The 24,492-nt window shown below is 59.9% G+C and carries 35 protein-coding genes; 30 read left to right on the plus strand and 5 right to left on the minus strand.

What is annotated here, in order from left to right; genetic code table 11:
• Nucleotides 1-541 precede the first annotated feature (541 nt).
• The 8 genes from ACVOLZ_RS18030 to ACVOLZ_RS18065 all read left to right on the plus strand — a co-directional run bounded on the left by ACVOLZ_RS18030 (nucleotide 542) and on the right by ACVOLZ_RS18065 (nucleotide 4,858).
• Entirely contained in the window at nucleotides 542-1,021 is a 480-nt protein-coding gene (locus ACVOLZ_RS18030; protein WP_481517317.1) for a DMP19 family protein, read from the plus strand.
• Between the two features lie 55 nt (nucleotides 1,022-1,076).
• Entirely contained in the window at nucleotides 1,077-1,535 is a 459-nt protein-coding gene (locus tag ACVOLZ_RS18035) for a DUF4262 domain-containing protein (protein WP_481517318.1), read from the plus strand.
• A 59-nt stretch (nucleotides 1,536-1,594) separates the two neighbouring features.
• On the plus strand, nucleotides 1,595-2,035 hold the full coding sequence (locus tag ACVOLZ_RS18040; protein ID WP_481517319.1) for a hypothetical protein: 441 nt from the start codon (nucleotides 1,595-1,597) through the stop codon (nucleotides 2,033-2,035).
• 339 nt (nucleotides 2,036-2,374) lie between these two features.
• Complete coding sequence (locus ACVOLZ_RS18045) at nucleotides 2,375-2,821, plus strand: hypothetical protein (RefSeq protein WP_481517320.1); 447 nt, start codon at nucleotides 2,375-2,377, stop codon at nucleotides 2,819-2,821.
• 102 nt (nucleotides 2,822-2,923) lie between these two features.
• Nucleotides 2,924-3,226: a DUF6334 family protein gene (locus ACVOLZ_RS18050; protein ID WP_481517321.1), complete on the plus strand. Its 303-nt coding sequence runs from the start codon at nucleotides 2,924-2,926 to the stop codon at nucleotides 3,224-3,226.
• 54 nt (nucleotides 3,227-3,280) lie between these two features.
• Nucleotides 3,281-3,616, plus strand: a complete 336-nt coding sequence (locus tag ACVOLZ_RS18055; RefSeq protein WP_481517322.1) for a hypothetical protein — start codon at nucleotides 3,281-3,283, stop codon at nucleotides 3,614-3,616.
• Nucleotides 3,617-4,096: 480 nt separating this feature from the next.
• Nucleotides 4,097-4,399, plus strand: coding sequence for a hypothetical protein (locus tag ACVOLZ_RS18060; protein WP_481517323.1), 303 nt, complete (start codon nucleotides 4,097-4,099; stop codon nucleotides 4,397-4,399).
• 75 nt (nucleotides 4,400-4,474) lie between these two features.
• Complete coding sequence (locus ACVOLZ_RS18065; protein ID WP_481517324.1) at nucleotides 4,475-4,858, plus strand: zf-TFIIB domain-containing protein; 384 nt, start codon at nucleotides 4,475-4,477, stop codon at nucleotides 4,856-4,858.
• 8 nt (nucleotides 4,859-4,866) lie between these two features.
• Here the strand turns inward: ACVOLZ_RS18065 and ACVOLZ_RS18070 are convergent, their stop codons facing one another.
• Nucleotides 4,867-5,085, minus strand: coding sequence for a hypothetical protein (locus ACVOLZ_RS18070; protein WP_481517325.1), 219 nt, complete (start codon nucleotides 5,083-5,085; stop codon nucleotides 4,867-4,869).
• A gap of 252 nt (nucleotides 5,086-5,337) precedes the next feature.
• Here ACVOLZ_RS18070 and ACVOLZ_RS18075 point away from each other — a divergent pair, with 252 nt between their 5' ends.
• The 15 genes from ACVOLZ_RS18075 to ACVOLZ_RS18145 all read left to right on the plus strand — a co-directional run bounded on the left by ACVOLZ_RS18075 (nucleotide 5,338) and on the right by ACVOLZ_RS18145 (nucleotide 15,045).
• Nucleotides 5,338-6,156, plus strand: coding sequence for a hypothetical protein (locus ACVOLZ_RS18075; protein WP_481517326.1), 819 nt, complete (start codon nucleotides 5,338-5,340; stop codon nucleotides 6,154-6,156).
• A gap of 35 nt (nucleotides 6,157-6,191) precedes the next feature.
• Nucleotides 6,192-7,379, plus strand: a complete 1,188-nt coding sequence (locus ACVOLZ_RS18080; RefSeq protein ID WP_481517327.1) for a serine hydrolase domain-containing protein — start codon at nucleotides 6,192-6,194, stop codon at nucleotides 7,377-7,379.
• Between the two features lie 175 nt (nucleotides 7,380-7,554).
• Nucleotides 7,555-7,833, plus strand: coding sequence for a hypothetical protein (locus ACVOLZ_RS18085; RefSeq protein ID WP_481517328.1), 279 nt, complete (start codon nucleotides 7,555-7,557; stop codon nucleotides 7,831-7,833).
• Between the two features lie 180 nt (nucleotides 7,834-8,013).
• Entirely contained in the window at nucleotides 8,014-8,841 is an 828-nt protein-coding gene (locus tag ACVOLZ_RS18090) for a S1 family peptidase (RefSeq protein WP_481517329.1), read from the plus strand.
• Between the two features lie 161 nt (nucleotides 8,842-9,002).
• On the plus strand, nucleotides 9,003-9,380 hold the full coding sequence (locus tag ACVOLZ_RS18095; RefSeq protein WP_481517330.1) for a hypothetical protein: 378 nt from the start codon (nucleotides 9,003-9,005) through the stop codon (nucleotides 9,378-9,380).
• 254 nt (nucleotides 9,381-9,634) lie between these two features.
• Nucleotides 9,635-10,135: a hypothetical protein gene (locus ACVOLZ_RS18100; RefSeq protein WP_481517331.1), complete on the plus strand. Its 501-nt coding sequence runs from the start codon at nucleotides 9,635-9,637 to the stop codon at nucleotides 10,133-10,135.
• A gap of 72 nt (nucleotides 10,136-10,207) precedes the next feature.
• Nucleotides 10,208-10,714 (plus strand): GNAT family N-acetyltransferase, encoded by a 507-nt coding sequence (locus tag ACVOLZ_RS18105; protein ID WP_481517332.1) that lies wholly within the window; start codon nucleotides 10,208-10,210, stop codon nucleotides 10,712-10,714.
• Between the two features lie 194 nt (nucleotides 10,715-10,908).
• Complete coding sequence (locus ACVOLZ_RS18110; RefSeq protein WP_481517333.1) at nucleotides 10,909-11,304, plus strand: hypothetical protein; 396 nt, start codon at nucleotides 10,909-10,911, stop codon at nucleotides 11,302-11,304.
• A 73-nt stretch (nucleotides 11,305-11,377) separates the two neighbouring features.
• On the plus strand, nucleotides 11,378-11,767 hold the full coding sequence (locus ACVOLZ_RS18115) for a lysozyme inhibitor LprI family protein (RefSeq protein ID WP_481517334.1): 390 nt from the start codon (nucleotides 11,378-11,380) through the stop codon (nucleotides 11,765-11,767).
• A gap of 76 nt (nucleotides 11,768-11,843) precedes the next feature.
• On the plus strand, nucleotides 11,844-12,233 hold the full coding sequence (locus tag ACVOLZ_RS18120) for a hypothetical protein (protein WP_481517335.1): 390 nt from the start codon (nucleotides 11,844-11,846) through the stop codon (nucleotides 12,231-12,233).
• A gap of 196 nt (nucleotides 12,234-12,429) precedes the next feature.
• Nucleotides 12,430-12,699: a DUF2798 domain-containing protein gene (locus tag ACVOLZ_RS18125; protein ID WP_481517336.1), complete on the plus strand. Its 270-nt coding sequence runs from the start codon at nucleotides 12,430-12,432 to the stop codon at nucleotides 12,697-12,699.
• 121 nt (nucleotides 12,700-12,820) lie between these two features.
• Nucleotides 12,821-13,204, plus strand: coding sequence for a YbjQ family protein (locus ACVOLZ_RS18130; RefSeq protein WP_481517337.1), 384 nt, complete (start codon nucleotides 12,821-12,823; stop codon nucleotides 13,202-13,204).
• Between the two features lie 8 nt (nucleotides 13,205-13,212).
• Nucleotides 13,213-13,737: a hypothetical protein gene (locus ACVOLZ_RS18135; RefSeq protein WP_481517338.1), complete on the plus strand. Its 525-nt coding sequence runs from the start codon at nucleotides 13,213-13,215 to the stop codon at nucleotides 13,735-13,737.
• A 28-nt stretch (nucleotides 13,738-13,765) separates the two neighbouring features.
• Nucleotides 13,766-14,098, plus strand: coding sequence for a low molecular weight protein tyrosine phosphatase family protein (locus ACVOLZ_RS18140; RefSeq protein WP_481517339.1), 333 nt, complete (start codon nucleotides 13,766-13,768; stop codon nucleotides 14,096-14,098).
• A gap of 284 nt (nucleotides 14,099-14,382) precedes the next feature.
• Entirely contained in the window at nucleotides 14,383-15,045 is a 663-nt protein-coding gene (locus ACVOLZ_RS18145; RefSeq protein WP_481517340.1) for a Pr6Pr family membrane protein, read from the plus strand.
• Between the two features lie 43 nt (nucleotides 15,046-15,088).
• Here the strand turns inward: ACVOLZ_RS18145 and ACVOLZ_RS18150 are convergent, their stop codons facing one another.
• On the minus strand, nucleotides 15,089-15,721 hold the full coding sequence (locus ACVOLZ_RS18150) for a DUF2306 domain-containing protein (RefSeq protein ID WP_481517341.1): 633 nt from the start codon (nucleotides 15,719-15,721) through the stop codon (nucleotides 15,089-15,091).
• Between the two features lie 326 nt (nucleotides 15,722-16,047).
• On the opposite strand from ACVOLZ_RS18150, the gene ACVOLZ_RS18155 reads away from it, so the two are divergent.
• The 4 genes from ACVOLZ_RS18155 (at nucleotide 16,048) to ACVOLZ_RS18170 (ending at nucleotide 20,709) form a co-directional block, all read left to right on the plus strand.
• Nucleotides 16,048-18,240, plus strand: coding sequence for a TonB-dependent siderophore receptor (locus tag ACVOLZ_RS18155; protein WP_481517342.1), 2,193 nt, complete (start codon nucleotides 16,048-16,050; stop codon nucleotides 18,238-18,240).
• Between the two features lie 164 nt (nucleotides 18,241-18,404).
• Nucleotides 18,405-18,719 (plus strand): iron uptake protein, encoded by a 315-nt coding sequence (locus ACVOLZ_RS18160; protein WP_481517343.1) that lies wholly within the window; start codon nucleotides 18,405-18,407, stop codon nucleotides 18,717-18,719.
• A 12-nt stretch (nucleotides 18,720-18,731) separates the two neighbouring features.
• A complete protein-coding gene (locus ACVOLZ_RS18165) occupies nucleotides 18,732-20,393 on the plus strand; it encodes a PepSY-associated TM helix domain-containing protein (protein ID WP_481517344.1) in 1,662 nt (553 codons plus the stop codon).
• On the plus strand, nucleotides 20,386-20,709 hold the full coding sequence (locus ACVOLZ_RS18170) for a DUF3325 domain-containing protein (protein WP_481517345.1): 324 nt from the start codon (nucleotides 20,386-20,388) through the stop codon (nucleotides 20,707-20,709). The genes ACVOLZ_RS18165 and ACVOLZ_RS18170 overlap by 8 nt, the downstream gene beginning before the upstream one ends.
• 38 nt (nucleotides 20,710-20,747) lie before the next feature.
• Here the strand turns inward: ACVOLZ_RS18170 and ACVOLZ_RS18175 are convergent, their stop codons facing one another.
• Entirely contained in the window at nucleotides 20,748-21,644 is an 897-nt protein-coding gene (locus ACVOLZ_RS18175) for a LysR substrate-binding domain-containing protein (protein ID WP_481517346.1), read from the minus strand.
• Nucleotides 21,645-21,743: 99 nt separating this feature from the next.
• Here ACVOLZ_RS18175 and ACVOLZ_RS18180 point away from each other — a divergent pair, with 99 nt between their 5' ends.
• The 3 genes from ACVOLZ_RS18180 (at nucleotide 21,744) to ACVOLZ_RS18190 (ending at nucleotide 22,819) form a co-directional block, all read left to right on the plus strand.
• Complete coding sequence (locus ACVOLZ_RS18180) at nucleotides 21,744-21,983, plus strand: hypothetical protein (RefSeq protein WP_481517347.1); 240 nt, start codon at nucleotides 21,744-21,746, stop codon at nucleotides 21,981-21,983.
• Nucleotides 21,984-22,050: 67 nt separating this feature from the next.
• Nucleotides 22,051-22,485, plus strand: coding sequence for a hypothetical protein (locus tag ACVOLZ_RS18185; protein WP_481517348.1), 435 nt, complete (start codon nucleotides 22,051-22,053; stop codon nucleotides 22,483-22,485).
• A gap of 10 nt (nucleotides 22,486-22,495) precedes the next feature.
• Complete coding sequence (locus ACVOLZ_RS18190) at nucleotides 22,496-22,819, plus strand: hypothetical protein (RefSeq protein ID WP_481517349.1); 324 nt, start codon at nucleotides 22,496-22,498, stop codon at nucleotides 22,817-22,819.
• A gap of 202 nt (nucleotides 22,820-23,021) precedes the next feature.
• Here ACVOLZ_RS18190 and ACVOLZ_RS18195 read toward each other — a convergent pair whose 3' ends face one another.
• Nucleotides 23,022-23,732, minus strand: coding sequence for a YceI family protein (locus ACVOLZ_RS18195; protein WP_481517350.1), 711 nt, complete (start codon nucleotides 23,730-23,732; stop codon nucleotides 23,022-23,024).
• Between the two features lie 95 nt (nucleotides 23,733-23,827).
• The gene (locus ACVOLZ_RS18200) at nucleotides 23,828-24,418 is read right to left on the minus strand and encodes a malonic semialdehyde reductase (protein ID WP_481517351.1); all 591 of its coding nucleotides are present in this window, start codon (nucleotides 24,416-24,418) and stop codon (nucleotides 23,828-23,830) included.
• Nucleotides 24,419-24,492: the final 74 nt, after the last annotated feature.

Here is a 24,492-nt window from a genome sequence, read left to right on the forward strand (position 1 = left end):
CTGTTGAGGCGGGCTGGGTGGGCAAGACCGGTGGCTAGACAGCCGCTGGTGGTGCCTAACAATTCATTCAAGCCGACGCCGCTACGCGACGCGGCTTAATTCCAGAGTTAGACGTGCAAGAGACAGCATCGCCAATTGCCAGATTTGAGTCGGCCCTGTCCGACACTTCGGATGTGTACGTCAATTCCGGAGTGGATGCTTCCGCCTATTACGCGGGCCTGGCGGACAGTATCCGCCGGCATCTTTGTGAGCCATTCCAGGTGAGTGCCCTCGTGCAAGAACCTGGCTTTCCTGATACGGCTATCGGCAGCAAAATTTCTGGCCAGTGCATTGCCCATAACGCGGGCTACTGGCTTGTCTACCAACCAGAGCAAGATAGGTTCTATTGCTTTTGGGGCAAGGAGCCGAGCAATCTTGGGGCACATGGCGTGTTTGGCAGTCCGCTGTACTGCTGGTCTGCGTAAGCACGTCTAACCATTCATTCAAGCCGAACCCGCTGCGCGGGTCGGCTTAATTCCAGAGTTAGGCCCTAAGGGAAGCGATGCGATTCTCTGATGCACTCAAGAGCGATGAGCCGGCATATCAGATCTTCGGTGCCGCACTGAACACAGTCTTTGATAAGGGTGACCGGGTCACGGAGCACATTGACCGGCTTTCGACGGAGGCACGTCTCGTCTACTTACTCTGGCGCCTTGACGGAGAGGTACACAACGGCGGCTTTGACCAGCTCTTCACAAATTCTCTCGGCAACCATTGCCAAGAGATCCTTGGGCACCTTGAGGTTGTCGGCGCAACCCATTCCCACAGACTCCTAGCACGCGCAATTTTTTGGTTTCCCAGCTCATCACCCTCTCGGAACCGGGCAGAACGATGGTCGCAGCATGAGGGATTCTCAGGCAATCCCGAGTACCAGGCCGAGATGGATCGCCTTGACACTGAGTTTTATGAGTACAAAGGCAATCTAGCCTCACGACTAGATGCATACGTGGCCCTGCATCCTGATGCCTCGGTTCGGGCCTAACAGTTCATTCAAGCCGACGCCGCTTCGCGGCGCGGCTTAATTCCAGAGTTAGACGATGGATCAAGATCTCGCCACTCAGAACCAAAGAATCTCGGACAACATTCGGGAGTACGGGTGGCACTGCCTCCATATCTTCCCCACCCAAGAAGCCCACGACAAGTTCAGCTACTCGATTGGCTTTGCGAAGTCTTTCGGGGCGCCAGAGGTTCTAGTTTTTGGCCTGGAGCAAGAGAAGGCTCATGCGCTGCTCAATGAGTGCGCTCAACTACTCCGCGGCGGCCACACAATCTGCCCCAATGTTGAGGATCCGGACGTTCTTGCGGGTGGCTACAAGGTTGTCTTCAAGCCTGTGCGCCCTGATTGTTTCGGGGAGTACTTGGGTACGGCTCTTCGCTACTACCAAGACAAGCCATTTAGTGCTGTGGTCATGTTCCTTCCGGATCGACACCATCGCTTTCCGTGGCAACCAGAATACGGTGACATTGCAGCCGATGAGTCCCTGGCCATCGTCTAACAATTCATTCAAGCCGACGCCGCTACGCGGCGCGGCTTAATTCCGGAGCTAGTGCTCAAATGACAGACTCTCGCTACCTAAAACTGCTCTGGACATACCTCGCCCTAACGGTAACGGCGATCGTTGCTGGGTTATTCCCGAACCATTCTGAGACCCTCCAACTGGCCTATGACAATGAGCCGGCAACTTGGCTCATGAGTAACATTTGGCTTATGGGGCTCGTCTTTGGCGGCTTGGTCATAACTTGGCTGGTCGGGTTCGTGGGATTGTTCTTCTTCAAGCGCTGGGCACGCTCGCTCTCTTTGTACTCAACGCTTGCGGGCTTCCTGATCTATCCGCTCATGGGGGCGCCCTTGTCTTCTGGGTTGGAGGCAGCTTTGTTTGAAGCCTCCACAACCATCTGGGGAGCGATCTTGGCCCTGTCGTACTTTTCGGCTGTTGACGACCGGTTTGGCGCTAACAGTTCATTCAAGCCGAACTCGCTTCGCGAGTCGGCTTAATTCCGGGGTTAAGCGCAATGACCGCGGCTACGAATAGAGAAATGCGGAAGTCCGATTTAGCCGTTCTGGCGGCACTTGTCATCCTCGCTATCGCAGGAATCTTATTCAGGGACACAATTGGACTGATTGGATTCCTTGCTCTTCTAGTCGCCGCCCTGATACAGCTGGTACGAGTCCTTTTCTTCATGGGAAGTCGAAAGAAACTTAAGGATCTATGGGAGGCGCTTCGAGATGCAATCTGGGGACTTTGAATTCACAGCCAACAGCGGTGTCGCGCCTAGAATTGTGTTCAAGCCGAACCCGCTTCGCGGGTCTGCTAAATTCCGGAGCTAGGCCACTATGAGCAAGATATCCACACTCGCAGGTGTAGCTCACAACCTTGCACATCATGCTGGCAGTGACCTTAGCTACACCTCTCCCCATCTAGCCCAAGCACTTCGTTCAGCAGGTGCAGACGCCACAGAAAATTATCTACTGGCCATGGCGCCCTACCCACCAAACGCCAGAGAGTTTGAGCCCCTTCGCTTGGCACCAACGACCCTTCAGGTCACCGCTAGAGCGCTACTTGAAAAGCACGGATTCTCTGGCAAGGACGTGACGTCACTGTTCCTGTACGCGACTCCGGCCCCTTGGGACAAGACCGGCTATTCTTTTGCACACCCAACCAGTTATCACTTCGAGCAACGGCCGGGTATACAAATCGGGCTGACTGCAGTGATTGGCACGCGGCCTAAAAATTCACTCAAACCGAACCCGCTTTGCGGGTCGGCAAAATTCCAGAGTTAGTCCACCAGCCGCATACTCGAACTACTCAGAAATGCTTGCTATTACAGAGGCAATCTCCGACAAGTTCGGGAGATCCTGCTTGATCCCAGCTATCCGCCCATCATGGCTGTAGAGCTGCAATTCGACACGCTTACGATCTCATTTTCTGCCGTAGCTGACGACGACACAATTGCGGTAAGTTCCGGCTCATACTCAGACCCCTCCCGCCAAACCATAAATGCTCCATGGACCTCTTGCATCGGCAAACCATTGCAGTGGACTTGGCTCATGACCAATCAGCAGGGGTATACGGATGGAGCCCGGCTTGAGTTCACCGATCCAGACAGCCAGCACTCTGTGATAGTTGAGCTTGTCGCAGGAGCATCAAGCCTCTGCGTCTACCTTGCCACGCCAAGCGAGACCTAACAGTTCTTTCAAGCCAAACTCGCTCCGCGAGTCGGCTCAATCCCGGAGTCGGACATGAGAGCAGCATTGCTGACTATTGCCACGTCCACCATGCTAATTACTGCAGGTTGCGCGGCCAACAGTGCTCCCGCAGACAAGCACGTCGCCTGGCTGGATTCTCGCCATGACGCGGTACTTATCGCCAATGCCGAAGCAACTAGAGTGGGATATGACTTGAGCAAATTTGGGGAGCCAACCAACACCGGCCCGTCCGGATTCGCTGACCCAATGAACTCTGTCTGGTCATTCGACTACTCAACTTGTAGCGAAAAATGGACTTTTGACTGCAAGGGATTCACCGTAACGGTTGACAAGGCAACAGGCAACGCCGAAGCCTTGGCGTGGCAGTAGCTCATACCTAATAGTTCTTTCAAGCCGACGCCGCTACGCGACCCGGTTCAATTCCAGAGTTGAGCCCCAATGGCTGAGCACATGACACACGAAAAATACGTACAGTCCGCTCGTCAAGAAGCAGCCAAGATAGCGGCCGGGGTCATATCTGGCGAGATTCCTATCCTGGAAGGGTGCCATTGTCTCGCCGCTCTCTGCTGCGAGATTGAGGTAGATGAGTCCGATCCAGATTTCTTGGCCTTTGCCATGATCTCGTCAGAGATTGACGCCCTGCCAGTTGGAGCTTCCCGGAAGCATTGGGCGCCAGACGCATTGGCAAGACTGGAGCCAGAGATACAATCTGCAATCCTATGGGCAACACCGCGCGCACTGCCAGCATGCAAGTCTCTAGTGCAGCGGTTTGGGGCCTAACAGTTCACTCAATCCGAACCCGCTGCGCGGGTCGGCCCAGTTCCAGAGTTGGATCACATGGAGGGATTCGTGAATCGCGTACTCGTCATCGCAATGCTTTCGCTTCTGCTCGCCGGCTGTAACTCGACATCGGTCAATCGCGGCGTTGCCTCGAGCTTCAGTGCCGACGGCCTAACCACCAAGACCGCAGTCAAAGTATCGAGCATTGGAGAGGAAAAGGCCTGGATCGGTCGGAACTACCCTGGAGCAACGATTGAGTCCCAATCGCTACTCATAAGGCCGTCCCCAATGGACCTCATTGAAATCCAGCTGCCCACAGGCGAGACCCGCCGCATCTATTTCGACATCTCATCGTTCTTCGGAGAGATGTGATCCAACAGTTCAAGCAAGCCGAAGCCGCCTCACGCCCGGTCTGATTCCCAAACTTTCCCTCATGGAGCAACTCAAATGAAGTGTCCGAAGTGCGACTCAGAATTAAAGCCGATTGTTCACGAGAACGTGGAGATCGATCGGTGTTCCGGCTGCGGCGGTCTATGGTTTGACGCCTTCGAGCATGAGGAACTCAAACAGCTCAGTGGCTCCAAGCGGATCGACTACTCGCCCAAGACCGCAGTTCCGTCCAACACCGGAACAGGCAAGTGCCCCAAGGACCAGCAACAGCTGTTTGGCATGGTGGTGGCAGGGCAACCGCATATCTCGTATGAGTCGTGCGGCTTCTGTCATGGTGTCTTCTTTGACGCCGGTGAGTTCAAAGACTTCAAGGAAGAAACCCTTGGAGAGCGCTTCCGTGCGATCTTCGGAATAGTAAGGGCGGCCCCGGCAGGGAGCTGACAGTTCATTCAAGCCAGCGCCGCTTCGCGGCGCGGCTTAACCCAGGTGTTGAGCCCCAAAACATGCCCGCAACCCTGCTCACAGAGATCATCTTCCGTGGTGCCTTCGAGGTCGTGCTGTATGGTCTCGGTTACATTATTGGCCGGATCGTCGTCCCAGTGTTCTCGCTTGGCTACTACAGTGTCGAACCTTGGGACTTCAAGCGCCGAATGAAGTCCAAGTGTCATTCCGGGCGACCACTACCTCGGAACATTTCAGCTGACGCAGCGTGTGTGATCGGTTTTTGCACACTGGCGGTGGCATCAACAACAGCCTATTTGGTGTGGCGTGCGGCGGGGGCCTGACAGTTCATTCAAGCCGAAGATGATTCCCGGCCCAGCTTGAGGTGGCGGTGTCCTCAGTTAGCTGTCCTTCTTCTTTCGACGCATCTTCGATAAGTCGCCACTCTGATCCGGGCAGCGGCGCCGACTGCTTCTGGCATGGGCAAGCTCGCTGCTGCGGATAGCGCTTCACTGCCTTCCCGCAACCATTTCATCGCGCTCAGGCGGCAGCGCTCGACAAGATTTCCCGCGCAAGCGCTGGCCCCAAGCTGTGGCATGATCACCTCGCGCTGGGGGGCACAAGCGAGGCAATATTTGTCGGCGAGCCAATCAGTGACCGCAACCGCTAAACAGTTCACTCAAGCCAAATACGCTACCCAGACCGGCGTAGTCCCAACGTTGTGCCGCAGAACATACATGGAGGCTACTTTGAAGAAATTGCTAATGTTACTTCTTGCACTTTTCTCCCAGCCAGTTTTCGCCCAAGAAGAGTCCAAGCCATCCACCTTCCATCGTTTGCTTGTTTTCAACGAGAAAAATGAATTGATGGTTGTCAAAGTCAAGAACTCAACCCGCTGGGTAACGCCCGGCTGGTATCAAGACAACCGTCTAACCATCAAGGAAGGACTTGATGAGCTCGCGGGCAGCTATGGACTGAAGATTTCCACTCCAAGCTTGAGAGGAGTGTTCACCCTGAAAACTGATCAGAACAATGAGATCTCAACGAGGCTCGTGTACTCCGCCAGGGTTGAAAGCGGCGAGGCAAAAGCACCAGAAATAATTGACGAGATCAGGTGGTTGAGCACAAACGCGGCAATGGAGCTGATCACCTTCCCGCACATCAATGCACAGATAGAACAACTTACGAAGTTCCCGGACACACTATGGGGCGGCGCCCAGTTGATGTACCAGGAAGATGGCGTCTATAGATCCAGAACCACTGAAGCCTTCTATCCACTCGGCACTCGGCTACCGTAACCCCCTTTTCAAACCTCTTCTGAAAGCACCGACGCATGCAAGCGACTTCGATGTTTGTTCGAAATTTGGCGTGGTTCAACTGCGCCGCGCTGTCCGCGGCACTCTTGGTCTCGGGCTGCACCGGAACGGCGGCCCCGACGAAAGATCTTGGAACAGACATCGACGAGGTTGCCGCAACGCTGATCGAACAGCCCCTGCTCCATTCGACCTCGATCGCAGTTGTATATCGGGGCGAAGAGATCATCCGTCATCGCGGCGATATGGAAGCCAGCAAACCTGGGCCTCCAACCGATGCGACGCTCTACGAAATCGGCTCCTTGAGCAAGACGCTGGCCGGGACGCTGATGGCGAACGCTGTTCTGGAGCGCAGGCTCAGCTTGGATGACGATATCCGGATGTATCTGCAAAGTGACTATCCGAACCTGCGATACAAGGACGAACCCATCCGTGTCCGCCATCTGCTGTCGCATACCAGCGGCTTGCCGAACATGCTGCCAGAGCGCACCAACACCGTCCTGGCCGACTTCACCGATCAGCGTACGCCCGGCGAGCTCAACGCCATCTATGCGAATTACGGTAAGGCTGACTTCTTCAGGGACCTGCATGCCGTCGAAATTGGCCGCGCTCCTGGAAAGGAATATGCGTATTCCAGCACCGGAACCGAACTGGTGGCGCATATCCTGGAAGTCGTCTACAAGCGCGACTACGAGTCGCTACTGCGCGGGTTCCTGCAAGATTCTGCGGCGATGAGTGATGTCAGAATCCGGCTTGACGACACTGACGCCAGCCGGCTTGCACCCGGCTATCACAGTGACAACCCGGTGCCGACCACGCCGATGCCGCAGCTGCCATGGGGTGCATCCGGAAACGTGAAAGCGACCGTTCCGGAAATGGTGAAGTACCTGAGATTCCAACTGGCCAACGGACCCGTAGTGGAGGAATCCCATCGTACGCTGGTCAACTTCGATCCAGAGTTCAGCATCGGCTATTTCTGGAACATCGTCAGCGGCGACCGCTTGAAAGGCACTTACTATGCCCATCATGGTGGTGTACCCCGTTCGCAATGCTATATCTACATCATCCCGAAGTATGACCTTGGCATCTTCGTCATCACCAACCAGAGTGGTGACCAGACCGCTCGCGCCATGGAGACGGCGATCGATACGCTGGTTGAGAGGATCGCGGCGCGGGAAAGGACTGCCGGTGACCACGCGTCTCGATAGAGTCAAAGCATCTGGGCAGCTTTCTTTTACAGAATCGAGAGTACGCGACAGCGTCGCTTCACTATCCGCACAATCCGGACGGAAAGCTCAGTCGCTTCAATGAGTTCCCGGCCTGACAAACAGGATTGTCGCGATATCCCCCCAAGCGTTGAGAACCTACAAGGAGTGTAAAAACATGGAAAACGATATCTCTGCTGCAAAGGAAGCCGAAAGAAACAGGTTGATCGCCCGCATGCGACGCAAAGCCAACTCCATCCTGTACATCGGCATCAGCACTGGCCTCATCATCGTTGGATCTGTACTGACCGGGCATCCCATCCCTCCAGCTATCCTGATCCTGGTGCTCCTGGCGCTGGCTGCATTTCTGATTTTCCAGATGGCAACGGCCTATTCGCTTGGCAAGGCCGCACGACACCTGCACCAACAATCCGCAACCGATGATTCCAAAGAATAGGCCGCCGGAACGGCGCCCTGCTCGACCGGAACCAGGACCACGCAGAACCCAGCTGGCTACTCACCTGAAATCGCCACGCAGATTTCGCTTCTTGTAGCGGCGACGACGTATCGATGGGCGCACAATGTCCGGCTGGTCTGTCTTGCCGAAGTAATCTCCAGTCACCGAGCCTGATCCAAGATGAAACGATTCCTGTTGTTCGCACTGCTGCTGGCTGGGTCCTTGCCCGCTGCAGCCATCGTCATCCGCCACGATGTTGATGACGCCGGGTACCGGATTCCCAGCAGCGAGTTCCCCGCGCTGGTCGACATGCCCGGCGAGGGCCATGGCAGTTTGATTGCTCCGCAGTGGGCCGTCACTGCCGCACACACCTTGCCGCAACATGCCGAACTCAAGCAGGTGGTCATCAATGGGCTGCCCCGAGAGGTTGAGCGCGTCATCATCCACCCGGGTTACAGGACGCTGCCACAGACGCTTATCGACCAGGCCACGGCCAGCGGCGAGGCAATGTTGATCGTGGTGTTTCTGGCGTCATCGGACGACATCGCGTTGATCAAGCTAAGCCAACCGGTGACTGACGTGGCACCGGTGGCGCGCTACCAGCGCGACGATGAGGCTGGCCAGATCATCAAACTGATCGGCAAAGGGGCTACCGGCACCGGTGACATCGGCCACGACCCCAGTGGCCCCAACCGCACCGAACTGCGCCGCGCCTTCAACAAAGCAAGCAGCGCGTATGACCGCTGGCTCTGCTACGTGTTCGATGCACCAGCTTCGGCCTTGCCACTGGAAGGCGTGCTCGGGAACGGGGACAGCGGCGGCCCTGCGTTGATACGGAGAGGTGATCAGTGGTTGCTCGCCGGGTTGGGCTCCTGGAAGGTTGTGCAGGGCAACGTGCTGACCGCACGGCCCGGACGCTATGGTCAGGTCGCCTGCAATGTCCGCATCAGCCACTACGCTGATTGGATCGACAACGTAATATCGGCGCCGCCTTCAGCCGCGAACTGAGCCCACGCAGAGTCCCCCGCGCATGCGTCCTTGTCCACAAGTAGCAGGAATGCCCTGATCCGTCCGCCCCGCCTTTCCAAAAAGGCGGAGTGGTTCCAGATTCGCTTTCCGCAACCGGACATAATCGTCGCCCCCTATTCAGCTTGTCGTATGGAGCGTCAATGAAACCGGTCTGTCTCGCTCTGCTCACATCCGCCACGCTTTGGTTCACCCTGCCCACGGCGCATGCCCAAGCCGTGTACAAGTGCAGCAGCCCGGAGGGTGCAACCACTTACCAGTCCATTCCGTGCCGCGAGGGAGAAACCTCCCTGCGCCGCTATGCATCGCCTTCAACGTCCAACCCCACCCAAGCACTATCCACTGCGCCGGTCGGACCTGGCCAGCGACGTGCCCAGGTCCGCTATACGACCACCGCAGCTAACGAGAGCTGTGATGGTGCCAAGGCAATGCGCACCGCCGCGCTGGCTGCGGCGGGCGCACAGGCGACGGCCGATATGCGTGCCAACCTGGACCAGCAGGTCAGCGCCGCCTGCAGGTAGCAGCGTACGGCGCCCCATTTGGCGACGGTGGACGAGCTGCTGCCAACGGCAGCACCCGCCTGCGGTGCCTGGCACGGACAAAAGCACAGTGCATGCACAGCAGATGCGCGAAGCTGCTTTCGTTCACCCTGAAGGATTGATTGAGCAGCTCCCCATCTCGTTCAATGATCAATGGGGTCGTTCCTCTGCCCCTCACGGGGCGTTCCGGGTTCTGTCGGCAGTAGCAAGCCGTTGTCGTTCCAGGAGGCAATGCAATGCGATTCCCCAGGCAGGTGCTCGCGCTCTCGCTGCTTCTCCCCCTTGGCAGTGTCGCCAAGGACGACGGCGCACTGAAAGTCGACAGCTCCCAGGTTGTGGGCCTGACCGCCCTGCTGGAAGCGCAGCCACGACACCCGGAGGCGACCAGCATCCGCGCCCTGCTGCTTGAATGGGAAGACAGCACCAAGGACGCGGTGGACTACGTCTGCCCGGATGTACTGACGCCAGTACCCGCCAATGGCGTCCCGAATGGTCCAGAGTTGTTGGCGCAGTTCATCTTCGGCAGCGCCGCCTTCCAGATCGCCAACCCATCGCAGAAAGGCGCGCTGCAACCCTCGCAGCTTGCAGGCATGCGTAGCATGCTCAAGGCCTACAAGGCTTTGCTGGCCACCGACCCGGCCGCGCGCATCCCCCGCTTTGATGCGCTTGCGGCCATGGATAACGCCGGCACGCTCCCTGCCTACCTTGAACCCATCGTCACCCTTGGCTGCAAGTGAGTGGGGTCGTACAGCCAAACCGATATGCTTCCGCATCCGAGTCAGTCCCTGTAGACGCCACATCCTGATCCCATGAATATCCAGATCCGCCAGGAAACACCCGCCGACATCGCAGCCATCGACGCAGTGACGGTCGCCGCCTTCGCCAAAGCTGAGCACAGCAGTCACACCGAACAGTTCATCGTGGCTGCATTGCGCCGCTCTGGGCAGCTTGCTGTCTCCCTGGTTGCGGAGCAGTCCGGCGCAGTCGTTGGCCACGTTGCCGCCTCGCCGGTAACCATCGATGACGTCGACATCGGCTGGTATGGGCTCGGACCGGTGTCGGTCGTGCCGCCGTTGCAAGGTCAAGGCATCGGCACGCAACTGATCGAAGAAACGCTCAACCATCTTCGTGCGCTCGGCGCTGCCGGCTGCGTGGTGCTGGGCGAGCCGGCCTACTACGCGCGGTTTGGATTCGAAGCGAACGCCGCGCTCACACTTCCCGGTGTGCCTGCCGAATATTTTCAGGCGCTTTCATTCGGCGCGGCGATGCCACAGGGATCGGTCGCCTATCACGCGTCGTTCTCGGCAACGCAGTGAGGCTGTACCGAGGGCACCTGCACCAGGATGAATAGCGGACATATCAAGCCGTTTCCATCGCGGTTGGCGAGCTACCTTCGCGTTGGAGTCCTCGAAGAAGTCCAGACTGCGCTAGCTTGCTGCCCAAGCCATTCGTTGGCAGATTGATGCCAGTTTCTACAACCCGATCAGCCGCTCAAAGACAGGACGCCAGAATGCGAGGCACCAACTCACACGCCGCCGCCCATAGCACGATGCGGCCGCAGCCCTTGCTGCGCCGCGGCCGCAACGCCCTGCTTGGTTTGCTGTTCACATGCCTGCTGGCCGCCTGCGGCAAGCCCGTGCCTGCAGACAAGCAGGACTATGTTGGCACCTGGGAATCGACCACCACCTTTCTGCTTATCGACGCAAGCGGGCGCGTTGTCTACAAACACAAACCCAGCCCATCCACCAGCAAGTCACTGGATGCACCGATCAAGGCCTATGAAGGCGATGACTTCATCGTCGGGGTTGGGCCGTTGACCACCCGCTTCGTCGTGTCGGCGCCACCGCATCAAGTGGAAGGCAGCTGGAAGATGACGGTCGATGGGCAGGAACTCACACGTCGCTGATCCACGGCATGCCGCAGCTGGCGGAACACGACCACCAAGGCTGCTGCAGCCGCCGACCCACAGGTTATGCACGATGCGATGTCTTATCCTCGTCCTCTTGTTGCTACCAAGCCTTGCTGCAGCAGCTGCAGAAACCCCGCTGGATCACCAACAGGTCTACAGCGACTGCCTTGCCAAGGCCGGCGGGATAAACAACGGCACGGTCGAAGCATGCTCCACCGCCGCTTCGGATGGAGCCAAGGCAGAGATGACGCGCCTGTACCGCGCCCTCTACAGCAGGCTGCTGGCAGAGAACGCAGATGATGCAGCTAAGCTTGAGCGCGCACAGAAGTCATGGCTTGTTTACCGTGACCTGCACTGCGAGCTGGCTGGCTCGTACGTGGGCTCGCCCATGTACTCGTTCTGCCCGATGCAGCTGAACATTGGCCGGGTGATTGAACTGCGCGAAATGGTGGGGCAATGAACAGCGGCAAGATCAGAGGCAGGACAGCACTAGTGATACTTTCGACACCGTTCTGTGACGTCAGGAACCGATAGCGATGGAACGGCTTTACCCCATGGAGGACGACTTCGAAGCGAGCATCCGAATCCTTACCCCGACCGAAGGCGGACGCAGGACGTCACCATTCAATGGCATCCGCTGGGACTTTTCGTATGCCGAAGATGATTGCAACGACCAGCTCTACATGATCTGGCCAGACTTCCACACCGTTGACGGCGACAGCCTGCCGGTGGACCAGGCACTGCCCTTGGGTATCGAAATGCCTGCTCGAATGATGGTGGTGGTCGACGAGATGCGCGCAAGCATCCATCGCAAACGCATCGAGGTGGGTACCCGCTTCTACTGCCATGAAGGTCCGCGCAGGGTCGCCATCGGCCGTGTTACCCGGATCACCGGCCTGCACCAGCCACGCACCAAACACCGTTGACAGCCAGGCTGGCGATGGCGTGCCGACGCTTGCCAGACGCGACCTCAACTTCTACCATTCGCGCGTCCTCGCGGTTCCCGCGATGGCCGTAAGCGTTCACGTCAACCAACGCGCCCATCAACTCCGGCATTGCCGGGGCTGTTCGCCCTCCCGTGGGTGATAGGCGCCATTGCTTGACCGGATCCAGGAGATCACCGTGAACGCTACAAACAAAACCACCATCGCATTTGGCATCCCCAAGCTTCCCATGCGCTATGGCGCCTTGATCATGCCCTTGCTGCTGTCCATCCTGATGACCTGCGTCGTCTCCTTGATCAGCACCTTGAAGAGCATCGGCATGTCGCCGCAACTCGGCTCCAAGTGGCTCGCTGCCTGGGGCATCTCGTGGCTGGTCGCCTTCCCCATCCTGTTGTTGCTGTTGCCAGTGGTACGCAAAGCAACGGCAGCGCTGGTTAGGTCCGCCTGATTTTCATACTCCCGGCCCGCTCCGCGGGCCGGCTCCCACCTGCCTTGCGCCGTGGGCGATGGTGCCAGGCACTGGAATGCACGCATACTCGAATTCCTGATGCGCCTCACCGGCACCCACCATGACCGACCCTTACAACACCTCCTCCAGCCGCACGGCACCCGCTCTGCTCAACGACGCGATGATCACTACTGCCCTGGAACTGCCGGGCTATCGCGCCGTGCGCAACCTGGGCCTGGTCCGCGGCATCACCGTGCGCTCGCGCTCCATCGTTGGCAATTTTCTGGGCGGCTTGCAGACCATCTTCGGCGGCAACATCACCATCTACACGGAGCTGTGCGAACAGGCCCGCGATGAAACCTACCGTGACATGGTCACCCACGCCCGCCAGCTTGGCGCCAATGCAATCATCGGCGTGCGCTATGACGCCACCGAGCTGATGACGGGGCTCACCGAAGTGCTCTGCTACGGAACTGCGGTGGTGGTGGAAACGGATACCCGCTGATCGCGCTTTTGCAGGACTCCGCACAGGCTTGCGGCGGTTGCGTCGACCACGCGCTGCCAATCTCGCCATTAAACTGCCTGCGGCGCAGTCTGCACTCCACCGTGAAGGATCACATGCGAACGAATTTTCTAGCCCACCTGATCGGCTTCGTAGTGATCCTGCCAAGTACGTTGGTGGCGTTGTTCTACAGCGCGTTGGGCCTGATGTTCGCACTGGACTCGATCCAACGTCAGGAACATCAGGGCAATGCCGTATTGGTACTGAGCTGCCTGGTCGGCGGCTGGCTCGGCATCGTCGCGTTGTGGCGTGCCTATTTCGTGCTTGGCACTGACCAGCACACCTTCAACAGCACATTTATCTGGATAGGTTTCGGCTGTGGCAGCCTGGTTTCATTGGTTCTGATCGGGCTTGTGAACGGCTCACTGCTTTTCCGGGGATTGTTCTTCGGTTGGCCGCTGCTGGCGGTTGCCGTGTTCACTGCAATGCTCCTGCGCCGCGGCAGTCGAGCCGCACCCCACACACTTTCCACCTGAGCAAGCACCAGACTTCAAGGGAGCCGTCATGCCATGCAACGTCCTTTTCATCTGTACCCAGAACCGCCTGCGCAGTCCTACCGGAGAGCAGGTCTTCGCCAACTGGCCGGGTATTGAAACGCAATCAGCCGGACTGGGAAATGATGCCAATACGCCGGTGTCACCAGAGCTGCTGGCTTGGGCGGACCTGATCTTCGTGATGGAGAAAGCCCATCGCAACAAGCTGTCGAAGAAGTTCCGCGTCCATCTGGATGGCAAGCGGGTCATCTGCCTGGATATACCGGATGACTACGACTATATGGATCCGATACTGGTGCAGTTGCTCAAAAACAAGGTGACGCGGTTCCTGCCGGTGGGATGAGTTGTGAAGGCATTGCTGGAGACGGAGCAGAGCATTGCAGCTTTCCCGCACGTGCCAGCAGCGCCACTTGCGTCACCCTCTCCCCCCACTCCGCGCCCCGGCCCTTGCGACCAGCGCGAGGGCGCCAAATCAGGCTGCAAACCAGTGGTTCGCAAGCAGCCTGACCTAGCCCCTGAGGGAAAGGGGCTTTGGTGGCTGCGGACTGATACGCCGCTTGCTTGCGGGCTGATGTTGGTACTGCGCTACTCTGCCCATCCAGGCAGTTGAACTCCATCGGAGACCAGATGAAGACGAAGCCGCATGCACTCGACAGAATGATGCTGGCATTGCTGGCGGCCGTCGCATGGTTGGCCCTGCTGCTGCAGCTCTACCTGTCGATCGAACTGGCGTTGTCCAACGGCCGTGGCGTCATCCACGGCACGCTCGCTTTCTTCGCCTATTTCACGGTGCTTACCAATCTGTTCGTCGCGCTTGCAGCTAGCTTGCCGCTTTTCGCTGGGGCAGCAGGTCCAGGCCAGTTCTTCGCCAAACCCGAGGTACTCGGCTGTGCGATCACCTCGATCGTCATGGTTGGTGCGGGCTACCACGTGCTGCTGCGCAATGCCTGGAGTCCGCAGGGTTTGCAGCTGGTTGCAGACTACCTATTGCACTACGTGGTGCCACTCTGCGCGCTTGGCTATTGGGTGGTGTTTGCTCCCCGAACCCGACTTGGCGTGCTCGCGCCGCTGGCATGGTGCATCTATCCGATCGGTTACTTCATCTACGCGTTGCTCCGCGGCGAACTGACCGGCATGTATCCGTACTACTTCATCGATGTCGCCAAGATTGGTCTTGCCAAGGTGCTGGCGAACTCGGCGGCGATGCTGGTGGCCTTCCTGCTGGTTGGCATGGCGGTGCGCTTCATTCCGATACTACGTGGCGCTGCCCGCTCGCCCGCTGAGCGTTGAATCGCCCACCAGCCGCAGTGCCTGTCGCCGGCAGCGAGAAGCATCACCCCGCCGGAGCTGCCATCGACGACACTCGCCCCCGCCACCGCGTCCACGCGCTCGACAGCAGGCCATGCAGCAGCAGGGGCAACACCCAGCTGCTCCACAACAGCAGCGCGATGGCATCCGGGCTGGGCACACGCCCGCTCGCTATCCACGCCGGCAGCAACAGCCGGAACACCACCGGCGCCAGCGTGACCAGATAGGCCCGCGTCATCCAGCAGCGATGCCGTGCGATGTGACCACGACGGATGCTGATCATCGCCACCAAGGCGGTCAGCAACCAGGCCAGCGCCGTGCCGGCAAACGCCGTGGTGATCAAGGCAGGCGCCGGCGAGGTAGCGATCAACCCCACCGCTGCTGCACAGGCCAGCAACATGCCGCTGATATAGCTGCGCCCCAACCAGCGATGCAGGCGCGGCCAGGCACGCGGCCAGCGGGTCAGAAACTGCAACGGGCCGAGCACGATGCCCAGCACCCCACCGGCTATGTGCAGCCACAACCAGCCGCGCCGCGACCAGTACATGGTGTAGTGCTCGGGGTCCAGGTGCCGGTATTGGCCATGGATGGCGAGCAGGAAATGCAGGCTCAGCGCCGCCAAGGCCAGCCAGAGCAGTGCCCAGGCGAGGCGTTGCATGAGACCACGACGTTCAACATATGCATGAAGCGCGTTGGACATCTTCACCTCGGCTCGGGCGTCGGCCAAAGCATACAAGGAGCCGCCAGAGCGGAGAGGATCAGCCCCATTCGGGCTCGGCTTTGTCGGCCTAAGCCGGCTCGCCGCGCCGGCCTAGGCGGCTTTTCGACAGAAGCTGACTACCCGAGAGGTTGCAAAGTGCGAATCATTCGCATTTAATTTCTCACTAACATCGCCGCCCGCTTGAGCGCAGTTCCCACCCGCAACGGAAGCGGGACCGCCCCGCCCGTGGTCAATCCGTTATCTAAATACGTTCAGGCTCGCTCATGCACCCCAGTCGCCCCCTCGCCCGCCCGGCTCAAGCCGCTGGCTCATCGTTCCCGTTCCGCAGCGTCGGCAATCGTCTGAAGGTCGCCATCTGCCTGGCTCTGGCCAGTAGCTGCGGCTCCGCCCTGGCCGCGCCGCAGAACGCACCTGCAACTGCCTCCGGCACGGAAAATGACACCGCTACCCAACTGGATACGGTGCGCGTGGTATCGCAGCGCGCCAACCGGGTCAGCAACGGTGCCACCAACCTTGATCTGGATATCAAGGAAACCCCGCAGTCGATCAGCCTGGTCAGCGGTGAGCAGATGCAGCAGTTCGGCATCGACAACATCAACGACGCGCTGCGCCTGGCCACCGGCATCCAGGTGGAGGAATGGGAAACCAACCGCACCAACTACGTGGCGCGCGGTTTCGACATCAAGAACACCCAGATCGACGGCGTCGGCCTGCCCAATGACTGGGGCATCGTCACCGGCGCCATGGATGCCTTCGGCTACGAAAAGCTCGAGGTGATCCGCGGCGCCAATGGCCTGCTCACCGGCGTGGGCAACGCCTCGGGCACCATCAACTACGTGCGCAAGCGGCCGACCAACGAGGCCAAGGGCCAGCTCGGCGTCAGTGTTGGCTCGTGGGGAAAACGCCGCGTCGAGATCGACTACGCCACACCATTCACCGAGGACGGCCGCTGGGCCGGACGGGTGGCGGCTGCACATGAAGACGCCGACTCCTATCTGCGCGGCTTCAATACCGACCGCAACTTCTTCTACGGCGTGGTCGATGGCCAGATTGGCGACAACGGCACGCTGACCGTGGGTTATTCGTGGCAGAAGGCCAACAGCGACCAGAACATGTGGGGCGCGCTGACCTTCGTCAACGCTGATGGTAGCCAGGCATCCTGGAGCCGCAGCGCCTCCACCACCCAGGACTGGACCTACTGGGATACCAAGACCGAAACCGCCTTCACCGAATACACCCACCAGTTGGGTGCGGACTGGCAGGTGAAGGCCTCGTACAACTACCGCAAGAGTGGCAGCGATGACCAGCTGTTCTTCGCCTACACCACCACCGGACTGGATCCGCTCACCGCCGAAGGCCTGGTTGGCTGGTCGTACAAGGGCATCGACCAGGGCAGCTCGCACCTGGGCGATATCACCTTGAATGGTCGTTTCCAATTGTTCGGCCGCGAGCAGGAAGCCGTGTTCGGTTTCAGCATCGCCAAGAGCGAAGAGACCACCTGGGACCACCCGGTAGATAGCAGCGATCCTTCGTTTGGCGCATTGCCCGCTTTCCCCTATGCAGGCAACGCCATTGCCGAGCCGCAATGGGGTCCGCGTACCAGATCCAACTGGACCAACCAGCGCCTGAAGCGCGGCTATGGTGCGACCCGGCTGAGCTTCACCGATCGCCTGAAGTCGGTGATCGGCTTCAACTGGGCCGAGTACCACCGCGACGGCAACAACGGCGTGCCCTTCAACCAGACCGAAGACCATATCAGCCCTTATGCCGGCTTGACCTGGGACTTCAATGACAGCGTGCTTGGCTATGTCAGCTACTCCGACATCTACCAGCCGCAGGACCAGTACGACATCAAGCATGTCTACCTGGACCCAACCAAGGGTGTGAACTACGAAGTCGGCATCAAGGCCGAATGGCTGGACCGCCGCCTGCTGACCACGCTGGCGCTGTTCAAGGCCAAGCAGGAAAACCTGTCCACCTATGGCGGCTATGACTTCGCCACCGCCAACTACTGGTACTACGGCGTGGACGTGGAGTCCAAGGGCGTGGAGTTCGAAGCCACCGGCAAGCTCAGCGACAACACCAACCTGGTATTCGGCTACACCCAGCTGAAAATGAGCAACCAGGACGGTGGCAGCACCTACACCTGGGTGCCGCGACGTACGGCCAACCTGATGCTGACCTCGCGTCTGCCCAGTTACGAAGCGCTGTCGTTCGGCCTCGGCGGCCGCTGGCAGAGCAATACCTCCACCAAGGAAAGCTATACCAACATGGTGGTGCGCCAGAGCAGCTATGCGGTGCTCAACGCCTTCGTCGCCTGGGACGTGCTGCCCAACGCAACGATCCGCGCCAACATCAACAATCTCACCGATCAGAAGTACATCAACAGCCTCTATCAAATTGGGTACTACGGTGCGCCGAGGAACTACCAGCTGAGTTTTGACTGGCGGTTCTGAGGACGGTGATTGGAGAGGGTGCCCAGCGGGCGGGAGGTGGGGTAGCACTTCGCTACAACCTCACCTTCACCCCGACCCTCGCCCTCTCCCCAACCCCTCTCCCGGAGGGAGAGGGGCTCAAGCAACGCTCCAACGAAACTGATACCTGAGACGCCACCACCAACATGTCCCAACCAACCACCATCGCCACGCCCTCCCGCTCACGACGCCAGATCGTGCTGCGCGTACTGGCTGCCATGTTCGGCGGCTACGTCTTCGCATGGGGCACGGTGGCATTGGCAACCTGCCTGTTGTTCGCAGCCAAGCTGGACTTCCACGATGCCGAGTTCCTTGGCGCCTTCATCGGCCTGATCGCCTACGTGACGGTATTCCTGTGGAGCATCGCAACCCAGCGCCTGCTGCGCGTATGGGTGGTACTGCTGGGCGGCGGGCTGCTGATGGCAGGCGCCGCATCATTGGTCCAATCCCTGCTGGCATGACCGGAGAAGCGCATGTTCAATAGTTTCCGGCAAGCAATGGCGTGGTTGCACACTTGGTTCGGCTTGGTGCTGGGCTTCGTGCTGATGGCGGCGTTCTTCTTCGGCGCGCTGTCTGTCTTCGATCGTGAAATCGACCGTTGGGCGATCCCCGCCACCCGCATCGAAGCGCAACCGATGCCGTCCTTCGAGAAGGTGCTGCGGCCCGCCTTCGAGCGCATGCAGCCGAACACGGCAGCCATCGATGCGATGCGCCCGCGCGTCAACGGGCCGATGCCCACGCACTTCGACAAGGTCGCCAGCTGGAGTGCATATACAACCCACCGTGATCCGGTTCTGGCGCTGTATGCCGGCTATCAGGTACCCAATGCCAAGGATCCGGAAGAGCTGATTTGGGCCTATGCCACCATCGATCCGCGCGATGGCAGCGTGCTGCCAGACGACCATTTGAAAATCGGCAGCGGCTTCTTCTTTCCACTGCACTACGGCCTGACCCTGGACTGGAAGAACCTGGGCATCTGGATCGTCGGCTTCTCCGCATTGGTCATGCTGGCCGCGTTGATCAGCGGTGTGGTGATGCACCGGAAGATCTTCCGCGAGTTCTTCACGTTCCGCCCAGGCAAGGCCAGGCTGCGCAGCGTGCTGGACCTGCACAACCTCACCGGCGTGGTGGCGCTGCCGTTCCACTTCTTCTTCGCGCTGACCGGTCTGCTGATCTTTGCCGGCACCTATTACTTTCCGGTCGGTCACACCCAGCTGCACGATCTGCATGACCTGCACGAGCGGATGGAAGCGCAGGAAACCGGCCTGCCGCATCAGCGCGCAGGCGCAGCTGCCGGGCTGGCATCGGTGGATGCGATGGTGGCGCAGGCGCAGCGGCGCTGGGAGGCCAACGACAAGGCCGGCGATGTCGGCTTCCTGGTGCTGCAGCACCTTGGCGATGCCAATGGCTACGTCAGTGTCTACCGTGCCGGTACCGACCGCATCGCCTTGGTAGGCGATGGCATCCATTTCAAATCGTCAGACGGCAAGCTGATCCGTGAGGATCCAGCTGCAACGCCGGTTGCACGCATGGCCGAGTTCCTCACCGGCCTGCACCTGCAGCACTTCCGCCATTGGCTGCTGCGTTGGCTGTACGTGTTCGGTGGCATCGCCGGCGCGGTCTGCATTGCCACCGGTTTCATCTTCTTTGTCGAGAAGCGCAAGCGCCAGCACGCGCAACAAGGCAGCCAGGGTGCACGCATCGTCGACGCACTGGCGGTGACCACGGTCACCGGTATGCTGCTGGCTACACTCGGCATCCTGATTGCCAACCGTCTGCTTCCAGAAGCCCTGCCCGGCCGTGGCGACTGGGAGCGCTATGCGTTCTGGGCGGTCTGGGCGTTGGCGCTGGTGCACGCAGGAATGCGTGGCGCGCCTGTAGCGCGTGGGCTCACCAACCCGGCGTGGCGCGAGCAGACCTGGGCCATCGCGGTGATGGCCGTAGCAGCGGTTGCTCTGAACTGGATCACCACTGGCGATCACTTGCTGCGCACGCTGTCGCGCGGCTATTGGCCGGTGGCAGGCATCGATCTGTTCCTGCTCGGCAGCGCCGCCGTCGCCGTCATTGCCGCACGCAAGCTTGGCCAGCGCGCGCATGCAAAACAGGCCGCACACCGGGAGAACGCTCATGCATGACTCCCTGTCCGCCAACCTGATGCTCTGCGCCGCGTTGTTGAGCAGTCTTGCCGGCATGGCCTGGCTGGCGCTGTCGATGCAGGTGCATGCATTGCAGGTGTGGCAGCGAGAGCCATCACCCAGCGTCCTGCGACTGCTGCGCATCCTTGGCAGCTGCAGCATCTGCATTGCATTGGCGCTGTGCCTGGCGGTGGATCACGCAACGATGGCGGTGCTGGTCTGGGTAATGGCCTTGAGCGCTGCCGCGATGTTGGTAGCGTTTACGCTGTCTTCGCGGCCGCAGCGCTTGCGAATATTTGCACCTTGGATCAAGTAAGAATCTGGTCAACAGGCAATGCAGGCTGACTACCAACCTCAGCGCTGCTCGCCCATGTGCTCACGATACGCAGCGGCTTCCGCATGCAGCCATTCGCGGAACGCCTGGAAACCGCGATGGCTGGTCGAGCGCTCGGGGTAAACCAACCAATGCGACCACGCTGTCTTCAGGCGCTTGTCGGAGAGCATCAGCAACTGGCCCGACTGCAGCAGCAGCTGCGCACGCGTCACCCGCCCCAGCGCCACCCCAACACCCTCCAGCGCGGCACGATGATGCGATTCGGAATCATCGAAGATCGCAACGTAGCGCTTGGGCGCCTTTGCGCCGATCAGCGCGAACCAGCGATCCCATTCGCCATCCGGGTCGCCCAGCAGCGGCCACTCCGACAGCGGCTTCGCATCGATGCCGCCCATGCGTTCGACCAATGCCCGGCTGGCCATTGGCACCAGCCATTCATCGATCAAGGGCTCTGCGATAACCCCCGGCCAGCGGCCATCGCCAATGCGCATCGCCGCATCGAACTGCAGCTGCCGTTCGAAATCGATCAGTAGCTGATTGGATTGCAGGTTGATCTCGATCTGCGGGTGCGCCGCCACGAAGCGGCCCAAACGCGGCACCAGCCAGGCCGACGCCATCGTCGGCACCGCGCTGATCGACAACACGCAATCACGCCGCGCCTGGAACGGGCGGAAGACCTCGTTGATCGCATCCAGGTGCGGGCCAACCTGGTCGAGCAGACGCCGCCCTTCCTGCGTCGGCGCAACACCGCGTGCCTGCCGTAGCAGCAGCGGATAGCCGAGCCGCTGCTCCAGCTGGCGCATCTGATGGCTCAAAGCGCTGACGGTGACATTCATCGCCTCGGCGGCGCGCGACATATTGCCCATACGCGCGGCAAGCACGAAGCCCTGCAGAAACTGGAGTGGCGGCTTGGACATGAGGCTTGAGTTCTTCTCAATACGCGCTTGAGGGATGCTCGCTTTTACGGACTATATCCCGGAACTAACCTCAATCCACTCTCAACACGGAGCAAGGAAATGAGCGTTTACGCCGATCTACTGTTCATGCATGGGCATATCGCCAATGTCGAGCTGGCGAGGCAGCTGGCGGGAGAGAAACCGGTTCCGTCCGTTGCCGAGACGGCGGCTGGCGCAGGCAAGGTGCGGTTGGACGAGCCTGGCCCGGAACAAACCGGAAACGAGGCTCTTGCCCAACAACATAGGAAAGCTCTTAGCTCAACCAGCACGTCCAACCCAAGTTTCCAGACATGTGAATGATGATGCCGCTACCGATGCTTGCTATGGTTCAGGTGATGCATCTGGCCACTCATGCGTTGGTGAGCACATGGAACGTTTCTGGTTACTCAGCTTTCTGCTGCTTGCAGCGCCGCAAGTTGTTGCGCGCTCGGCCGATCAGTGCCCGGCGCTACCGATAGGCTCCGGGCTTGAGTGGACCTACAGCGAGGGGATTGATTTTGATATCTGCAGAGCCCAAGCGAATGGTTCCACTGAGACGGCTTTTGGCATCTACCTCGGCAATCATCCAAGCTTCAGGCCAGAGCTCGCAACTCCCATCGGAGGCGGCGAAGTTGCTGCCCGTCGCGTCACCTGGTACCGGCAAGATGCCGGCACCTCGGCATCGGATCTATCTCGCCAAACGCTACTGTCGCTTGATCGAGAGTCGGGCTATGTCGCTCACATCTGGCTGGTAGCGGACACGGAGCAGCAGCTGGCGGACCGACTCTCCATATTGAAACGCATTGTTTTCAAATTCCCTTGATGATGCACCCATGAAAAGCCGCAACTGGCGCGGCCGAGCGGCCGCCTTGCTTACCACCGTCGTAATTCTGTGCATCGTCTCCAACCCGGAACTGGCTACCTTGGTGCCTGTACTGGATGCATTGGGGCTGGAAATGCTGCTCGCGTTTTTTTCCGCGCAGCTGATGGTGATCTTTTCGGATGTGCTGCTGCCGTATGCGCGGTGTTCCCATCAGCGCTGGGGTCGGCGCATATTGAAGCCTATTGGCGATGCGCTGCTGTGTGCAGCGGGCGGCTATCTGCGGCAGTTGGTGGGGCATGTGCGGCTTGCCGGGATACCAGCACAGATCGGTTGAGCGCGGATTGGGGCTCATCTGTAGGAGCGGCGTAAGCCGCGAAGCTGACGGTATTGAAGCTATCCGCATCTTTGCCAACTGATGATGTATCGGCTTCGCGGCTTACGCCGCTCCTACAAAAGCCAGAGCGCCCGAACGACAAAGGCCCGCCAATGGCGGGCCTTTGTGTTTGTTGCGTGCTGCGAAGAAACCGCTGACGCGATTACTTGGCGGCAGCTTCCTCGGCCTTCGGGATCGAGGCTTCGGTGGTGATGCGGATCTTGACGTCGTCGCTGACGGCCGGGGCGTAGGCGCCCACGCCGAAATCACTGCGCTTGATGGTGGTGGTGGCGTCGAAGCCAACCGACGGCACCTTGGCCATCGGGTGCTCGCCGGCACCGTTGACGGTCACGTCCAACACCACCGGCTTGGTGATGCCCTTGACGGTCAGGTCGCCGGTCACGGTCAGCTTGTTGGTGCCGGCTGCTTCCACCTTGGTGCTCTTGAAGGTGGCGGTCGGGAACTTGGCGGCATCGAAGAAATCGGCGCTGCGCAGGTGCTCGTCGAACTTGGCGGTGAAGCTGTTCAAGCCGCTCAGCGGCAGGGTCACTTCCACGCTGGACTTGCCAACGTCGGCAGCGTCGTACACCAGGGTGCCGTCAGCATTGCCGAAGTGGGCGCTCGGGTTGGAGAAGCCCATGTGGCTCCACTGCACCAGCACGTCGGTGTGGGTCGGGTCGAGCTTGTAGGTGCCGGCGGCGATCTGGATCGCAGCAGCTTCCGGGGCAGCCGGGGCAGCAGCAGCGGCATCGGCCGGCGCAGCGGCGGTGTCGGCCGGGGCGGCAGCCGGGGCAGCGGTGTCAGCCGGCTTGGAGCAGGCGGTGATGGCAGCGGCCAGGGCCAGCGGGAGCAGCAACTTGGTCATAGCGGACATGGATCTCTCCTTGGAGGTGATAGACAGAACAGGGTCAGTTTCAACAAGCACGGCGTCAGCCGGTGTGACGGTGGCCGTGTGGAACACTTCAGCAATCAGGCAATGCGCGCGGCTTCATCGAAGGAAAGCCGCGGCAAGCGCGGGAAGATGCCGGTCGGGTCGCCATAGCCCAGATTGACGAGGAAATTGGACTTGATGGCGGTGCCGGCAAAAAACGCTTCATCCACCTTGGCCGGGTCGAAGCCCGACATCGGGCCCGCATCCAGGCCCAGCGCGCGTGCGGCCAGGATCAGATAGGCACCCTGCAGGCTGCCGTTGCGGAACGCAGCCTCGTGGCGGCCTTCGCGCGGGCCGTCAAACCAGGCCTTGGCGTCGGTGTGGGGGAACAGGTAGGGCAGCTTCTCGTGGAAATCCAGATCGAAACCAACGATCGCCGTGACCGGGGCGGCCAGGGTCTTGGCCAGGTTGCCCTCGGACAGGGCCGGGGCAAGCTTCTGCTTGGCTTCGGCCGATTTGACGAACACAAAGCGCGCCGGACTGGCGTTGGCGGAGGTGGGCGCCCACTTCAGCAGGTCGTAGAGGGCACGCAGCTGGCTGTCCTCAACCGGGCGGTCCTGGAACGTGTTCTGGGTGCGGGCGGTGCGGAACAGCTGGTCAAGCGCGGCATCGTTGAAGATGTCGGACATGGAAACTCCGTGATGAATTGGCTACGGTCGTGACATTGCACCGGTCAGCCCGGGACAATGACACGCCGATCAGA

The organism is Stenotrophomonas sp. STEN020 (genome assembly GCF_056760195.1).

Coding starts and splice junctions, on each gene's coding strand:
- ACVOLZ_RS18030 (WP_481517317.1), top strand. CDS start 542: ATGCGATTCTCTGATGCACTCAAGAGCGATGAGCCGGCATATCAGATC.
- ACVOLZ_RS18035 (WP_481517318.1), top strand. CDS start 1,077: ATGGATCAAGATCTCGCCACTCAGAACCAAAGAATCTCGGACAACATT.
- ACVOLZ_RS18040 (WP_481517319.1), top strand. CDS start 1,595: ATGACAGACTCTCGCTACCTAAAACTGCTCTGGACATACCTCGCCCTA.
- ACVOLZ_RS18045 (WP_481517320.1), top strand. CDS start 2,375: ATGAGCAAGATATCCACACTCGCAGGTGTAGCTCACAACCTTGCACAT.
- ACVOLZ_RS18050 (WP_481517321.1), top strand. CDS start 2,924: ATGGCTGTAGAGCTGCAATTCGACACGCTTACGATCTCATTTTCTGCC.
- ACVOLZ_RS18055 (WP_481517322.1), top strand. CDS start 3,281: ATGAGAGCAGCATTGCTGACTATTGCCACGTCCACCATGCTAATTACT.
- ACVOLZ_RS18065 (WP_481517324.1), top strand. CDS start 4,475: ATGAAGTGTCCGAAGTGCGACTCAGAATTAAAGCCGATTGTTCACGAG.
- ACVOLZ_RS18070 (WP_481517325.1), bottom strand. CDS start 5,085: ATGACACTTGGACTTCATTCGGCGCTTGAAGTCCCAAGGTTCGACACT.
- ACVOLZ_RS18075 (WP_481517326.1), top strand. CDS start 5,338: ATGGGCAAGCTCGCTGCTGCGGATAGCGCTTCACTGCCTTCCCGCAAC.
- ACVOLZ_RS18080 (WP_481517327.1), top strand. CDS start 6,192: ATGCAAGCGACTTCGATGTTTGTTCGAAATTTGGCGTGGTTCAACTGC.
- ACVOLZ_RS18085 (WP_481517328.1), top strand. CDS start 7,555: ATGGAAAACGATATCTCTGCTGCAAAGGAAGCCGAAAGAAACAGGTTG.
- ACVOLZ_RS18090 (WP_481517329.1), top strand. CDS start 8,014: ATGAAACGATTCCTGTTGTTCGCACTGCTGCTGGCTGGGTCCTTGCCC.
- ACVOLZ_RS18095 (WP_481517330.1), top strand. CDS start 9,003: ATGAAACCGGTCTGTCTCGCTCTGCTCACATCCGCCACGCTTTGGTTC.
- ACVOLZ_RS18100 (WP_481517331.1), top strand. CDS start 9,635: ATGCGATTCCCCAGGCAGGTGCTCGCGCTCTCGCTGCTTCTCCCCCTT.
- ACVOLZ_RS18105 (WP_481517332.1), top strand. CDS start 10,208: ATGAATATCCAGATCCGCCAGGAAACACCCGCCGACATCGCAGCCATC.
- ACVOLZ_RS18110 (WP_481517333.1), top strand. CDS start 10,909: ATGCGAGGCACCAACTCACACGCCGCCGCCCATAGCACGATGCGGCCG.
- ACVOLZ_RS18115 (WP_481517334.1), top strand. CDS start 11,378: ATGCGATGTCTTATCCTCGTCCTCTTGTTGCTACCAAGCCTTGCTGCA.
- ACVOLZ_RS18120 (WP_481517335.1), top strand. CDS start 11,844: ATGGAACGGCTTTACCCCATGGAGGACGACTTCGAAGCGAGCATCCGA.
- ACVOLZ_RS18130 (WP_481517337.1), top strand. CDS start 12,821: ATGACCGACCCTTACAACACCTCCTCCAGCCGCACGGCACCCGCTCTG.
- ACVOLZ_RS18140 (WP_481517339.1), top strand. CDS start 13,766: ATGCCATGCAACGTCCTTTTCATCTGTACCCAGAACCGCCTGCGCAGT.
- ACVOLZ_RS18145 (WP_481517340.1), top strand. CDS start 14,383: ATGAAGACGAAGCCGCATGCACTCGACAGAATGATGCTGGCATTGCTG.
- ACVOLZ_RS18150 (WP_481517341.1), bottom strand. CDS start 15,721: ATGCAACGCCTCGCCTGGGCACTGCTCTGGCTGGCCTTGGCGGCGCTG.
- ACVOLZ_RS18155 (WP_481517342.1), top strand. CDS start 16,048: ATGCACCCCAGTCGCCCCCTCGCCCGCCCGGCTCAAGCCGCTGGCTCA.
- ACVOLZ_RS18160 (WP_481517343.1), top strand. CDS start 18,405: ATGTCCCAACCAACCACCATCGCCACGCCCTCCCGCTCACGACGCCAG.
- ACVOLZ_RS18165 (WP_481517344.1), top strand. CDS start 18,732: ATGTTCAATAGTTTCCGGCAAGCAATGGCGTGGTTGCACACTTGGTTC.
- ACVOLZ_RS18170 (WP_481517345.1), top strand. CDS start 20,386: ATGCATGACTCCCTGTCCGCCAACCTGATGCTCTGCGCCGCGTTGTTG.
- ACVOLZ_RS18175 (WP_481517346.1), bottom strand. CDS start 21,644: ATGTCCAAGCCGCCACTCCAGTTTCTGCAGGGCTTCGTGCTTGCCGCG.
- ACVOLZ_RS18180 (WP_481517347.1), top strand. CDS start 21,744: ATGAGCGTTTACGCCGATCTACTGTTCATGCATGGGCATATCGCCAAT.
- ACVOLZ_RS18185 (WP_481517348.1), top strand. CDS start 22,051: ATGGAACGTTTCTGGTTACTCAGCTTTCTGCTGCTTGCAGCGCCGCAA.
- ACVOLZ_RS18190 (WP_481517349.1), top strand. CDS start 22,496: ATGAAAAGCCGCAACTGGCGCGGCCGAGCGGCCGCCTTGCTTACCACC.
- ACVOLZ_RS18195 (WP_481517350.1), bottom strand. CDS start 23,732: ATGTCCGCTATGACCAAGTTGCTGCTCCCGCTGGCCCTGGCCGCTGCC.
- ACVOLZ_RS18200 (WP_481517351.1), bottom strand. CDS start 24,418: ATGTCCGACATCTTCAACGATGCCGCGCTTGACCAGCTGTTCCGCACC.